This is a genomic window from Aquiflexum sp. (assembly GCF_977115555.1).
The window spans coordinates 1-15,368 of record NZ_CDSBKL010000064.1 but is presented as its reverse complement, the minus strand read 5'-3'; the positions used below and the strand labels follow the sequence as shown (position 1 = coordinate 15,368).

The 15,368-nt window shown below is 41.2% G+C and carries 8 protein-coding genes; all 8 read left to right on the top strand.

What is annotated here, in order from left to right; genetic code table 11:
* Nucleotides 1–29: 29 nt before the first annotated feature.
* On the top strand, nt 30–3,377 hold the full coding sequence (locus ACZFYI_RS06200; RefSeq protein ID WP_462523253.1) for an ATP-binding protein: 3,348 nt from the start codon (nt 30–32) through the stop codon (nt 3,375–3,377).
* A 132-nt stretch (nt 3,378–3,509) separates the two neighbouring features.
* On the top strand, nt 3,510–8,123 hold the full coding sequence (locus ACZFYI_RS06195) for an FG-GAP-like repeat-containing protein (RefSeq protein WP_462523252.1): 4,614 nt from the start codon (nt 3,510–3,512) through the stop codon (nt 8,121–8,123).
* A gap of 187 nt (nt 8,124–8,310) precedes the next feature.
* The gene (locus tag ACZFYI_RS06190) at nt 8,311–8,742 is read left to right on the top strand and encodes a response regulator (protein WP_462523251.1); all 432 of its coding nucleotides are present in this window, start codon (nt 8,311–8,313) and stop codon (nt 8,740–8,742) included.
* A gap of 2 nt (nt 8,743–8,744) precedes the next feature.
* On the top strand, nt 8,745–9,488 hold the full coding sequence (locus ACZFYI_RS06185; protein ID WP_462523250.1) for a polysaccharide biosynthesis/export family protein: 744 nt from the start codon (nt 8,745–8,747) through the stop codon (nt 9,486–9,488).
* 12 nt (nt 9,489–9,500) lie between these two features.
* On the top strand, nt 9,501–11,690 hold the full coding sequence (locus tag ACZFYI_RS06180) for a GumC family protein (RefSeq protein WP_462523249.1): 2,190 nt from the start codon (nt 9,501–9,503) through the stop codon (nt 11,688–11,690).
* Between the two features lies 1 nt (nt 11,691).
* A complete protein-coding gene (locus tag ACZFYI_RS06175; protein ID WP_462523248.1) occupies nt 11,692–12,918 on the top strand; it encodes a lipopolysaccharide biosynthesis protein in 1,227 nt (408 codons plus the stop codon).
* Complete coding sequence (locus tag ACZFYI_RS06170) at nt 12,894–13,991, top strand: glycosyltransferase family 4 protein (protein WP_462523247.1); 1,098 nt, start codon at nt 12,894–12,896, stop codon at nt 13,989–13,991. The genes ACZFYI_RS06175 and ACZFYI_RS06170 overlap by 25 nt, the downstream gene beginning before the upstream one ends.
* A complete protein-coding gene (locus ACZFYI_RS06165; RefSeq protein ID WP_462523246.1) occupies nt 13,992–15,287 on the top strand; it encodes an O-antigen ligase family protein in 1,296 nt (431 codons plus the stop codon).
* Nucleotides 15,288–15,368 lie beyond the last annotated feature (81 nt).

The window sequence follows — 15,368 nt, the reverse complement described above, 5'->3', positions numbered from 1 at the left end:
GAAAATACACACGAAATCATTAAGGTATCATGGGAATAACTCCGTCAGATGAATTGAATTTTTTTATGGAGACTTTCCCATTCTCTTTTGCTGTAGACAAGTCTTTAATGGTGATCAAATCAGGAAAAAGTTTATCGAAAGTCACCGGTGATATCAACTCTTCCTTATTTTTATCCCATTTTATAATTCAAAGGCCATACATCGAAACGGTGAGTTTCGATACCATTAGAAGATTGAATAATGATATACTTTTTTTGAAACATATTCATACCGGGCTGATTTTTAGAGGTGATTACCGATTGACTTTAGACCAATCTTCATTGGTATTCCTTGTCAGCCTTTGGGTAATGGATATCGAACAGCTCAAACCCTACAAAATCACCTATTCTGATTTTGCCCCACACGATCCCACATTTGACTTCCTGCACAAAGCCAAACAAGCCGAAATCACCGAAAAGGAACTGAAAGAACTGATTACGAAAATCGACAAGCAATCAATTGAAATAAAAAATTCAAACACCGAGCTGTCTGAAACCAAATCACAGCTTCAAAGTATTCTCGATGAAATGTCCGATGTGGTCTGGTCGGTGAGTTTTCCTGAATTCAAATCCTTATTTATATCACCTTCTGCAAAATATCTGTATGAAGTACCTCTAGATGTTTGGATCAATGATAGTTCCCTGTGGGAAAAATTAATCCACCCTGATGATAAAGAAGTGGTTCCAAGGATCTTTAAAGAATTGGAGGAGAATGGAATCTACCGGGCGGAATACAGGATAATTACCCCTATGGGCAAAGTTAAATATATCCATAATAGGGGAAAACTGATCTACGAAGGTAAAAACCGTCCAGTAAGATTGGATGGTGTCATGATAGACCGAACGAGTCAATACCAGGCGCAAGAAATGATTGACCAAGAGCTGAGGCTTCAGGAAACACTTATCGACATCGCTTCCACCTATATCAACCTTGACACCAAAGATGTTGAAAACACCATCAACCGGTCTCTTGAAAAAATGGGCCTGTTTGTCTCCGCTGATAGGGCCTATATTTTCGATTATGATTTTGTAAAAGGAATCACTACCAACACCTATGAATGGTGCAACACAGGTATCAGTCCCGAAATAGATAATCCCAAGGAAACCCCATTGGAGTATATTCCCCAATGGGTCGAATGCCACCAAAAAAATCAGGCTTTCTATATCCCTGATATCAAAGAACTCGAAGATGATGGGGAAGGTGGATTGAGATCCATTCTTGAACCTCAAGGCATCAAGAGTCTGATATCCATCCCTATGCTTGATGGGAATGAATTGGTAGGTTTTGTTGGATTTGATTCCGTCAAGGATTATCATAATTACAGTGAAAAAGAAAAGCGGTTACTGTTTCTTTTTGGTCAAATGCTGATCAATATCCGAAACCGCCAAAAATGGGAATACCAACTCAGGCTTCAGGAAGAAAAATTCCGGAATATCATTTCAAATATGAATCTTGGATTATTGGAGGTTGATGTGGATGATTCTATCATTTACTCCAACCAAGGTTTTTGTGAAATGTCAGGATATAAACTTGAGGAACTGAAGGGCAAAAAAGCAGCAGATTTATTTTTGAGTGAAGAAGATAGGCCAAAGATCAAAGACAAAAATGACCAAAGAAAAAAATCCATTTCGGACAGTTATGAAATTGAGATTTTGGATAAATATGGAAAACCGCATTGGTGGTTTGTAAGCGGTGCACCCAATTACAATGACAAAGGCCAAATGATCGGCAGTATCGGAATCCACCTCGATATTACAGAACAAAAAAGATTGGAACAAGAATTGGCAAAGGCCAAAACCTTTGCGGAAACCGCTGCCAAAGCCAAAGAATTATTCCTGGCAAATATGAGCCATGAAATCCGGACACCGCTGAATGTTATTATAGGAATGATCCGTCAACTCAGCAAAGAAAAATTGAACAATGACCAACATTTCTATGTCAAACAATCCGAAAGTTCGGCCAAACACCTTCTGACCATTCTAAATAATGTGCTTGATATCGCAAAAATAGAATCAGGCGATATGGAAATTGTCGAGCAACCATTTAGCCCTTCGGCATTGGCTTTCAATGTTCACTCGATCATGCATTCCCAGGCAATGGATAAAAACCTGGAATTTAGAATCAATGTCAGCCCTTACATCAAGCCAGTCCTTTTGGGCGATGAAACCCGCCTGAGGCAGGTTCTGATCAACCTCATAGGTAATTCCATCAAGTTTACCCAAAAAGGGAGTATCCAACTTACCGTAGAATTGGTTCAAGAAAATTCAGAAAACCAAAAACTCAAATTTGAAGTCAAAGACAGCGGAATAGGCATGTCATCAGAATTTATCTCTAAGATATTTGATAAGTTTTCCCAAGAGCAAAATGATTTCAACCGCAAATATGAAGGCACAGGTCTTGGAATGGCCATTTCCCACGACTTGATTCAACTCATGGGAGGAAAGATGGAAGTTCAAAGCATAAAAGACCAGGGAACTACTTGTAGCTTTACCCTTACACTTCCGATAGGAAAACCCGAAAGTTTGGTAAACAAAAGCCAACAGATTTCTGCAGGTTTATTTAAAGGATTAAAAGCTTTATTGGTGGAAGATAATGAGATGAACAGGTTTATCGCCATGCAAAGTCTCGATTATTTGGGATTTGAAACTGTAGAAGCTGAAAATGGAAAGAGAGCTGTGGAGATTGTCGAAAACTATCCATTCGACCTCATTTTGATGGATATCCAAATGCCGGTGATGGATGGGGTGGAAGCTACTATTATCATGAGAGAAAAGCTTCAGGTCACCACGCCGATCATTGCGCTTACTGCCAATGCTTTCAGGCATGATATTGACCTCTACCTGAGCAACGGCATGAATGACTTTATCACCAAACCCTACGATGAACAAGATTTTTTCAGAAAAATTGAACATGTATTGAGTATATCAAAACCCCCTTTGGTGGGAAAAAATGGGAATCAGGAGGATAATTCCCCTGAAGAAATAGAAAGCAAGATTCCCCTATATGACCTGACTATGTTGAGACAGTTCAGCAGGGACAATGAGGAATTTGTGAAAAAAATGATCAAAATTTTTATTACCCTCTCAAGGGAAAATTGCACCATTCTCCAGACTGGAATTGATGCAAGAAATCTCGACATCCTTCAAAAAACTGCCCATAAAATCAAACCAAGCATCGATCAGATGGGTATTGTTTCCCTTAGAGAAACTGTAAGAAAAGTGGAAAAATTTGACTTAACCGAGGGTAATTATCAGGAACTCCAAATGCTTGTCCAAGAGTTGATCACCACACTTCTAAACGTTGCTGAAGCATTGGAAAAAAACGAAGAGCTTTCCTAAAATTGGATTTTTTTTCCAAAATATGGAATAAACAACTTCTTAAAACTTTTTTATCTACCTTAAAATCAAACATTTGACTTCATTTTTTCATAAGGTACGGGATTTGATCCGTCGCAGGGAAATTCCAGTATCATGAAAAAATTCTACCTCTTTTTATTATTTATTTCACTTTCATTCAAAGTCCTTGGTCAGAGTGAACCCTCTACTTATTTTAACCTCTACGTACCACCAAACAATGAAGCTCTTCAGCGGAATGTAGCACTTATAGTGACAGCGGTGAGCGACAGTACTTCATTTTCAATTTTGGACGATGCAATGGATGGAGACAGCGATGATAATGCCAGCGGAATTTTGATGGCCGGGCAATCTTATTTGCTTTATATCAAAGACAATGGCATCAATGACGATGCACTCTATGCTTCCGGAGGAACTTTGGCCCGAGACGGGGATTTTTTCACCATCCAAAGTGACAAGCTTGTATATGCTTCAATGTCCACTGACAGTGATTGGCAGCATGATTTTGTGCCTTCAGTGAATAAAAAAACCGTAGGTCAAAAGTTTTATGTTTATTCACCAAAGACCTCAATATCTCCGAGAGACTTGAATGTATTTGCATATGAGGACAATACCACAGTTTCCATATTTAAAATATCGACCCAACCGACTACACAAACAGGTTATACCAATATCAATCTTGTTGATAAGCAACTGGTCGTCCAGAGAACACTAAATCCAGGTCAGGATATCATCAATTTTTACCAAAATGGAAGAGATCTGATGCAGTCTGGCGGTACTTATCTTATTGAATCAAATAAAGATATCAGCGTCCAATATGGAGCTTTGTTTGGAAATGCCCGGGATGGAGGAGCTTATGTACCTTCTTCCAATGGCAGTGGTTCGGGTGACCTGTTTTACTTTTCTGTACCTTACCAGGCAAATGGAGAACAGGAAATCAGGATTGTTTCTTGGGACAACAGCAATCAAGTCCAACTGAGCCGATACCTCAACGGCAGCTGGATTGCAATGAACAGCTGGTCGCTGAATAGCCTTCAACCTGCAGATTGGGTGGGAAAGCAAAATGGCAACGCTACTTTCCCAACCGTGTTCAGGGTGACTTGTTCTCCCGGCAAGCGTGTATCTGTCATGGAGGCCAACTGGATGGAAACAGGCTCTACCAATACCTCAGATATGGCTACAATGCTTTCTTCTGAGTCTGGTACTTCTTCAGGAAAAAAATTTCTTGCCTACATGCTTCCCCCTAGCCGACAAAACAACGTGGTCAATCCCTTTACAAAACAGTTATTTCAAGGAAGTAATTCACATTTTTTCCTCTTTGCAGGGAACACCAATACCCAAGTGACAATTAAAGATGCCAGAACTAATGGTCAGAAATTGAACAAAACTTATCAGATAGAGGCAGGAAGGTATGCTGATGCGAGTTTTTCTATGGATGAGTGGAAAAGCATCTACAACGGCACAGGAACACCAATAGGACCCGAAAGGCCATATGTCATCATTGAAGCCACAGAACATATTTCAGTACTTTCCACCAATTTCAATGACAATTGGATGAATTACTTTGGATCTTCCCTTCCACAAAGTTTTTCACAATCAGGCTTACTCAGCAGTTCTGTGGCAAATCCCGGACAAGAGGTTACCATGATTTCTACCTTAGAAATGGGAGGAAACCAAAAGGTGGAAAATGCAACAGTAGAGGTAAAAATTGCATCGGGATTGATTCCATTGGAAAGTAACCTGAAGAAAAATGATCAGAATCTAGAAAAAGGTATCATTACCTCCACTTCCGAAGGAAGTACCGTTACCTTTACCCCTTTACCCACAATTTCAGGTAGCGACAATTATTCCATAGAAACCAAATTACTGGTGGCACCAACTTACAATAACGGTTCAGCAATATCCAATGAAACTGTCCTGAGCATCGAAACAGTGGTATCAGGAACAGTGGAAGGGGAATTCCAACAGTCCTACCTGACACAGGGAATCCAAAACAATGCCTCCAACACCAGCAACTTATTCTATTCAGCTTGTCAGATTGCCACCATATCGGCTACTCCAAACAATAGCTGGAATCCCTCATGGGCAGATTATAACAATGATGGGCATGAAGACCTGTTTATTGCCACAAAGGATGTTTCGGCCAACAATGAACTGTACCGAAACAACGGGAACGGCACATTTACTAAAATCACCAATCATCCGCTTGTGAATGAAAAAACCAATACCGTAGCCGCTGTTTGGGCTGATATCAACAATGATAGCAGAAAAGATGTCTTACTGGTCAATGCGACCCAACATAAGAGTAAGCTATTTCTCAACAATGGAAACGGCAACTTTTCAGAATTGAAAAACTCCGGCATAGATCCGGATCCACAGTATTTTCATGGTGCTGCTTTTGCCGATTTTGACAATGACGGATTTGTGGATTTGATCATCACCAACTTTTTCCCCACCAGGTTTCACCAGCTTTACCGGAATAATGGGGACAACACTTTCTCTCCTGTCACCAATACACCTGTCACCTTGGAAAGTGAGCGCTCTATGGCGCCGATCTTGGCTGACTACAATAACGACGGCTTAGTGGATATCTTTATTCCGAATGGCAGTGACCGGCCCAATTCCCTTTTCAAAAACCTAGGCAATTTCCAGTTTGAAAAAGTAAGAGACAAAGCAATAGAAGCCGATGCAAAAAACAGTGTAGGGGCGGCATGGGGCGATTTTAACAATGATGGCTTTGTAGATCTTCTCGTCACCAATGCTTCAGGTCAAAACAATGACCTATACCAAAACAAAGGGGATGGTACATTCGAAAAACTGGAAAGCAGTATTGTCTCGGTGCAAGGTGGTGACAGCCACGGTGCTGCATGGTTTGATATAAACAATGATGGGTTTCTGGATCTATTCATAACCAATGACAAAGGCCCCTCTTTTTTGTACATCAACAATGGAAAAGGAGAATTTAAAAGGAAATTAGAGGAAATCATTTCGGGTAAATTGGGTAACTCCTATGGCATGGCAATAGGGGATTACAACAAAGATGGACAACTAGATATGGCGATATCTACGCATACGAATGGAAATACGAGGTTTTTTTGCCATAACGGGAACCCAAAGAAATGGATAGGATTTCAATTACAAGGCGAATATTCCAACAAACAGGCTCTCGGTGCGAGGGTAGCCATCAAATCAAACGGACAGTGGCAATACCGCCAAAATCTGCCACTCAGTGGATTTGGTAGCCAAAGTACCCATTATATCCATTTTGGAATTGGTGACGGTGAATCCGTGGACAGTGTTCAGGTGATTTGGCCGAGTGGAACAAAGCAAATCGTCTCCAAATTTGGAACAAACCAATACAACATGGTCATGGAAGAAGGAGGAAAAAAAATCTCCGGAGCAGTATTCCATGATCAAAACAAGAACGGAATTCAGGACGAAGACGAAAAGTTGGTAGGCAATATCCGGCTAAATTTCAACAATGGAAAAATCAATTTGGCATCCAATGACAATGGAACTTTTGAGTTTTATACAAACGAGGAAAGCCTAAAAGCCACGCTCAACCAACCTCAATGGACGATTAATCCAAAATTTGCTCAGTTCCTCATTTCAAACGGGCCTGAATCTATGGAAATCAAACTTCCCGTAAATGCCGTCCAAATCGGGCATGACTTAAGCATCCAAGTGGCTTCAACCGCTTGGCGAAGAGGATTTACGAACGAAACTACCATCCAAATAAGCAATCAGGGTACTGAAAAAGCCGAAAATGCATTGGCCTATCTCAAACTACCTGAAGAAGCATACCTCAAATCTGCAAATCAAGAATTCACTTCCCCATCACCCAAAACATACATCTGGGATTTGGGAACTTTGGATCCGGGATCAGTAAGGTCGCTACAATTGACGGATAGTATTGGTTTAAATGCCGAAACAGGAGAATTTTTGCTCCTTGAAGCTTATGTAGAGTCAGATGGAAAAGATATCAACGAAGAAAACAATAAAATCTCAGAAGAGATTGAAGTAGTCGGAGCCATTGATCCTAACGACATTCTAGTCAGCCCCAAAGGAGATGGACCTGAAGGTTATATCCGCAAAAACCAATCGCTCATCTATACCATCAGATTTGAAAACATGGGTACTTATAAAGCCACCTATGTCAAAATAGAAAACGAATTACCTGAATGGCTTGATCTGAATACCTTTGAATTGTCATCTTCCAGCCATCCATTCACCTATTCCCTTTCGGCAGAAGGTAAGCTTGATATATGGTACCGAAACATCGACCTTCCACCGGCCATGTTGGATTCCATAGGTGCCCATGGTTACTTTAAATATACCATAAGGCCAAAAACCAACATTCCTGAAGGCACTCAGTTGCCCAACGATGCTAAAATCTATTTTGACTTTGAAGATCCGATTGTGACCAATACAGTGATCAATACCATCAAATTCAGTGGGGAATCTGATATCAAATCACTGAAAATCTATCCCAATCCCGCAATAGACCATGTCATGTTCAGTATTGAAGAAGATCCTTTCAAATTGATGGAACCTCAGTTGATTTCTTATTGGGTAATTTTTGACCCTACGGGAAAAGCCATGATGAGCGGAAAAATAGACCAAGTCCCAGTCATGGAAGTCAATGTAAATCAGCTCCGCGAAGGCATTTACTTTATTCAGGCCTATACCATATCCGGTAAAGCCTACGGAGGAAAATTACTCAAGCAATAAAATCAAGCCTGCATTTTATGGTAGAAGCCACCTTTTCAGGTGGCTTTTTTTGTTTCCATATTTTGGAAAAAAATCAATTTTTGGAAAAATATCATTTCCAAAAAAATATGTAAAACATTGAATATCAATTAAATAAGATTTAAGGAATAATATTGGCATAAAGTGATTCAACAAACAAAACAAAAAAATGACAACACTCAGTAAAAAAGTATTTGTAGTAGATGATGACCGATTTCATTTGGAAATCATGGAACAACTTCTCAAAAACAATGGGATTGAGGACATTACCCTTTTTGAAACCGGCATGGATTGTCTTTCAGAAATTCATCAAAATCCCTATATCGTATTTTTGGACCATCAGATGGATGTGTACTCAGGTTACGAAACACTCCGAAAGATAAAAAGATATAACCCCAATATTTTTGTGGTAATGGTATCCGGTCAAAGCGACATTCAAACCGCTGTGGATACCCTTAAGCATGGGGCAATTGACTACCTACAGAAAGACTGTCACATGGAAATGAATATTCTTGCTGTGATCCAAAGGATCGAAGTGGTCAAGCAAATGCTAAGAGACCGAAAGCCATCCATTCTGAAATCATTCTTAAGTCTCGTATAAGCATGAAAAGTTTTATAGCTCTTGTATTTTTTGCTGTTCTGGGCTTGTCCTCTTGCAAAACTACCAACCTGTTTGTTGACAAAGAGGCTGGGAATGAGGTTTCGGACCTGGACAGTATTTTTTTGCCCGAGGGCAATTATGAGTACCATATCAGAAAAGATGATAAGATCACTGTCAGTATCTGGGGAGAGGATGACCTGAGTGTGGGTTCCACATACGGGATTTACAATTCCAATGAAGTGTATGGCAAATGGCTGATGGTAGATGCACTAGGGAATATCGAAATCCCAAAAATCGGTTCAGTCAAAGTGGAAAACATGACTACTGGTCAACTCAAACAAGCCTTAGAAATCCGTTTTGGTGAATGGATCAAAAACCCTGTAGTGGACATCAAAATCCTAAACCGCGAAATCACGGTCTTAGGTGAAGTTCGCGATCCTCAGGTAATCAATGTCGACAAAGAACGCAATACCCTTTTGGAAATGATCACCCGATGCAAAGGATTGGAAACATATGCCAATGCCAAAAACATCAAAGTCATGAGGCAGGTAGGAGAGGACGTTTACGTGGCCAATATAGACCTGACTGAAAATGGAGATTACCTCAGGAAAAACATCAATCTATATCCCGGGGATGTGGTGGTCGTTCCTTCCAAGAAAAATAAGGAGTTTGATAGGAGAGTATCCATCATCATCCCTTTTGCCACTGCAATTACCGCCGCAGCGATCCTTTTCGGTGCATTTTAATACATCAGAAACATGAATGATTCCCTGAATTTTATAAAACCCTACCTACGCGGATGGCCTATCATCATCGGTGCAATGATGCTCGCATTTTTGGTGGCTAGCAGGTACCTGCAATATGTTACTCCTATGTATGAAAGCACTGCGAAGCTGCGGTTGGCGGACTTGACAGAAGGTGTGCCCAACAGTAACCTCTTCAAAGACCTGGATGTATTCGCTACAACCCAAAAAATCAACGGTGAAATAGAATTGCTCAAATCACATGCTCTTATTTCAAAGGCATTGGAAAAGGTTCCTTTTGAAGTTCAGGTTTTCAGGTCAGGCAGTATTAGGAAGACAGAATTGTTTCTTGACAGCCCAATTATCATCACTCCATTGGAATGGAATGAAAATCTCAAAGATGTCACCTTTAACCTGAGTATCAATGAAAACAAGGATTTTATCATCCGTGATGGAAAAGAAAATGTTTATCAGGGCCATATTGGTGACACAGTGTTGATCGAAAATTCATTGGCAGTCGTCCGGCTGAATGAGGCATTGCTTCAGGAAAAAAAATACCTCCGGATCGCTGATGACTATTTATTCACAGTCAACAGCCTTGCAAAACAAATCAATCAGATCAACGCAGGGATTGACATTATCGCTGTGGATAAGGATATACCTGTTATCAGAATCAGCTTCAAATCCTCCCATCCCGGCAAGGCTGCCTTGTTTCCAAATGCCCTTGCGGAAGCTTATATCGAAGATTATATCGAAAACAAATATGGTGCGGCAAATGTCACGGTAGAATTCCTGAATGAACGTATTGCCGAAATCAGTGAAAAACTGGTGGAATCTGAGGAAATGATCCTCAATTACCGTGATAATAATAATATTACCAATATCAGGCAGGAAACGGAAACCGATCTCCGGCAGATTTCCCAACTCAAAATCCAACAGACCAATCTAAAGATGAGTCTTGAAGCGATCCGGGATCTTGAAAAATATGTCCAATCAGGAAAAGAAAATTTTTTGGAACTGGCCCCGAATTTTGAGGCTTTTACCGACCTCCTCTCGACAGAAATCATCAAAAACATCAAACAGCTTCAGGCAGAAAAAAAGGATTTGCTCCTACAGTACACCGAAAAAGATGAAAAGGTAATCGTAGTGGATGCCAAAATCCAGGATTTGACCTCATACCTCGCCGAGAGCATCACCAATACCCGCAAAAACCTTCAGACTAAATATGAAAAGTTAAGTCTTGATATCTCAGAATCTGAAAAAGCCTTTATCGAGGTGCCTGAAAAGGAAAGAATGATGACCATCCTAAACAGAGAGTTCGAGATTTTCCAACAGTCATACAATTTCCTCAACCAAAAGAAAATCGAAGCAGAAATAGCCAAAGCGGCAAAGATTGCCTTTCATAGGATCATTACCCCCGCCACGGTGAGCAAAGAGCCTGTTTCGCCCAACCGCATCATCATCAAAGCCGTCTCCGCCATTCTTGGAATGTTGGGCGCAATGTCTTTGATATTTGTGGTCCACATGCTCAAAGGCAGGGTCAACGACCAGGCTTCTGTGGAATCCAACAGCATGATCCCGATAGCCGCAGTTGTTCCCAAACTTAAAAATGAAAATGAAAAGGAAGATTTTTTCTTAAAAACCATCGCCCAATGGGAAGTAAAAGGTCTGCTGAACAACAACCAAATCAGTTGTTTTACTGGATTTGACCATAAGCATGGGGTAAGTTTCATCGCTAAGGAAATGGCCAATGCAGCCAGAAGGCAAAGCAGAAAAGTGCTTTTGATGGAGATCCGAAGCAATGACTTTGAGAAAGGAAATGAGTTTTATCAGGAAGAAGAAATCAGTGCAAATGCCATCTATGGCTACATTTCGGCCTCACGGTTAAAAACTCTGACTACCAAAGAATGGCAAAAATTCCTCCATGGCAAGGCTGTGCAGTATGACCAAACCATCGTGATCAATTCCGACTTTGGCCAACCCTACACCCTTCCAACCATGGCCATCGCTGGATTGAACATAGTTTGTCTTGACACAAGGCTTACCGCTGCCAAGCTGATTAGCGAAGTGGATTTGATCAAAGAAGAATACAAGTTGCCGCAAGTCTTCCTTGCCATCAACAGGGTAGGCTACAATCCAAGCCTTATCAAAGAAAGTATTCAATTCATCCAAAAAGGGATCAAAACCCTAAAAAGAAAAGGATAACATGAAATTTATAAACAATCCCAAGGTCATTGTCCTTTTCGATCAGGCGCTGATTAGCGGCACGAGTTTTCTATCTACCATCATCATTGCAAGGATGTTGGATATGGAAACCTTTGGTCAATACTCAGGCTATTTATTGGGTATCTACCTTGCTGTAAGTGGTATTGGGGCTTTTGTAATCCAGCCTTTGCAGGTTTTGGTAGGTCAAACATCCAACCTGAAGCAATATTTGACTTTTGCCTTTTGGCTTCAGGTTTTGGCCGTCTTGATATTTGTGGCCTTGATTTTTGTATTTGCTTTTGTCTTTCAGGCCAATATCCCATTCTCAGCTTTGGTATTTGCAGCAGGCTTTCTTTTACATGACTTTGGCAGGAGGGTTTTATTGGCTACCAACTGTCCGAAATCAACGCTTTTGATGGATGCAGTTTGTACTTTGGGATTGTCAGCAGCCCTTTTCTTTTTTTATTTGGATAGTCAAAAGGACCTCTCTACCCTTTTCAGCTATATAGCAATACCTTACATTTTATCATCTCTGCTTCTTTTTTGGTTGCTCAAGCCAGTTTACATCGAAAAAGCAGTTCTCCTAACATCTTTTCATTTACATTTCAAAGAAGGCAAATGGTTGTTTCTTACGGCCATCACCCAATGGTGGTCCAGCAATCTGTTCGTTGTGGCCTCAGGGATTTACCTTGGAGCGGCTGCTTTGGGTGCCTTGAGACTTGCCCAATCACTGATGGGTATATTGAATGTACTGCTGCAGTCTTTTGAGAATTACATTCTTCCCCAGACTGCCGCCATCATTTATACCGATATCCATCAAGGCTTGGCCTTCTTGAGCAATGCCAGCCGCAAAGGAGCGATTTTGTTTTTGCCGGTTTTGGCGGTCACCCTTATCTTCTCGCAACAAATTTTTGTGATGGCAGGAGGGGAGGAATATGCTTCTTATTCCTTTCTCCTCCAGGCCATAACCCTTTTGTATGTATTGGTTTTCATTAGCCAACCCATCCGGTTACTGATTCGTGCCTTGAGGCTTAACAGGCATTTCTTTTACGGCTATTTGTTCAGCCTGACATTCGCATTGATTTTTTCCCATGCGCTACTTTCAAATTTTGGGTTGACCGGAGTCCTGATAGGCTTGGCAGCTTCCCAGTTGCTACTGATTACTTATTGGCTATACATTTTATTAAACAGAAATCTTCAATTATGGAAATCATTCACATCGTTTTAGGCAAAGCCAATCCGGACCGCCTAAATGGGGTAAATAAGGTGGTTTTTCACCTTGCCTCAGAACAATCCAAAGCCGGGAAAAAAGTTCAGGTTTGGGGCATTACTCCGAATCCTGTCCATGATTATCCGGAAAGAAATTTCAAAACAGTTCTGTTTCAGGCCGAAAGTTTTCCTTTTGCGGTAAACGCGACATTGAAAAAGGCAATTCTTTTAAATAGAAACGCCGTTTTTCACCTCCATGGCGGATGGATTCCGGTCTTCTTTAGTCTCTCCGGTATTTTGGCTAAGAACCACATCAAATATGTACTCACACCCCATGGCGCCTACAATGAAGTCGCCATGAAAAGGAGTTCTTTTCAAAAGAAACACTATTTCAATTTATTTGAAAAATCCCTGCTCCAAAGGGTACATAAAGTGCATGCCATCGGCGAAAGTGAGATGGGTGGGCTGAATCGAATTTTCCCAAATGCCCATTCATTTTTGTTGCCTTATGGATTTGATTTGAACGTGGACCAAATCAAACCTATAAAAAATAATGACTTTACCGTAGGCTTTGTAGGTCGTTTGGACACATATACCAAAGGTTTGGATTTGCTGATGGAGGCCTTTTACCTATTCCAGAAAAAATATCCCGATTCCAAATTATGGATAATCGGAGAAGGGGAAGGAAAGGCTTTCCTGGAGAATTTCATTGACCAAAAACAACTCAAAAACGTCGTGCTTTGGGGCAAAAAGTTTGGAGCCGAAAAGAATGAATTGATTGGTAAAATGCACGTTTTTGCCCATCCTTCAAGGAATGAAGGCCTGCCCACCGCTGTCTTGGAAGCAGCAGCATTGGGCACACCCACCATCGTCACCCAAGCCACCAATGTGGCCGGCTATGTCACTGATTTTAAGGCTGGCATAGGCATTGAAAATGAAAGTATAAATGCCTTGGAAAAAAGTATGGAGGATATCTATAATGCCTATCAATCCGGGCAAATTGAACCGTACATCCAAGGCTCCAAAGAAATGCTTGATCAGGTGTTTTCATGGCCTGTATTGGTTGAGAAATTTGATGAACTGTATCAATAAATGAAACTGGAATTTATACCCAAAGACCATAGTGCCTTTCTCAGGAAGATCAATTGGCAGTTGTTGCTGATCTTACTCCTGATGACGGCCTGCTTTTTTACCTGGAGTGAAAATGTGGTCATCACCCGCATTATCAAAGTCATCGGGCGGATGGGCATGTTGGCAGCCTCATGGTATGTGTACCGAAGCATCATTCTGTATGGCGCTGCTGACAACCTAAAAACCAATAACGTGCTCTCCATCAGTTTTTATGGACTGTATCTGCTTTTAGGTTTTGCTTCTTTCATGTGGAGTACAAATGTCGGCTACAGTGCTTTGCAGTGGTTTATGACTTCCCAAACACTGGTTTTCTGCTTTTTCTTTGTCAAAAGCCTTTACTTGTTGGACCAATTTTTCCCTGAACACCCCATCAGACTGTATAACCTCTTAGGCAATAGTGCTTTTTTACTGATCCTGGTGTTTGTCATCGGGATGTGGGTCAACCCGGATGTATTTTACCGCCTAACCCATGGTGGAGAGGAGGCCCGTTTGGGCGGATATATGATGAATCCCAATGAATTGGGCATGCTGGCAGGTGTAGGGGTTGCGGGACTGATGTTTGACATCCGAAGAAACCACAACAAGTGGTGGACCATTGTCAAGCTGCTGATCCTGTTTTATGGCTTGTTTGCCACAGGGTCACGTTCATCCCTCATTGGGGCTTTGTTGATCATCGGGTTTCACGTGCTTCAATCCGAAAAGAAAAAGTTCGCCATTGCCGCCATAGTAGTCATGATGATGGTGGCCCCGATTGCCATCTACAAAGTGGTGCTCAAAGACGGAGATCCCGAAAGGATGGAGGAAGTCCTCACCTTGACGGGAAGGCTTCCTTTTTGGCAGGCCCTGATCAATGAAGGTCTGCCAAGAGAACCTTTGCTTGGATTCGGGTTTATGCGGATTGATTACAAGGAGTATTTTCAAAGTGCCCATACCTATCCCGGCAAAATGACCCACAATACCTTTATGCAGGTATTGATGAACCTTGGTTTGGTGGGGATGACTTTGGTGCTTTTTCAGATGGTTTTTACTGCTCGGGGAATCCTGAGGGAAGATGCAGAAAAGAAGTTGATGCTTTTTTGCCTCCTGATACCCATCATCATCAATTCCTTTACTGAATTTGGTGTTTTTGGAGAATCCAATTACGGGATTCTATTCTACCAATTGGTGATTCTCTACATCTCTTTCCAAGCAGGAACTGTCCTTTCCCCAAGACATCGCCTTCATTTGGTGAAAATGGGGAGGATTAGAGTACAGTAAACAAATTTTTATTACCAATTCGATACTAATGGATATTGGATCCGCCGTAACGGATAAGTTACTGTTTGATACTTAGGCCGA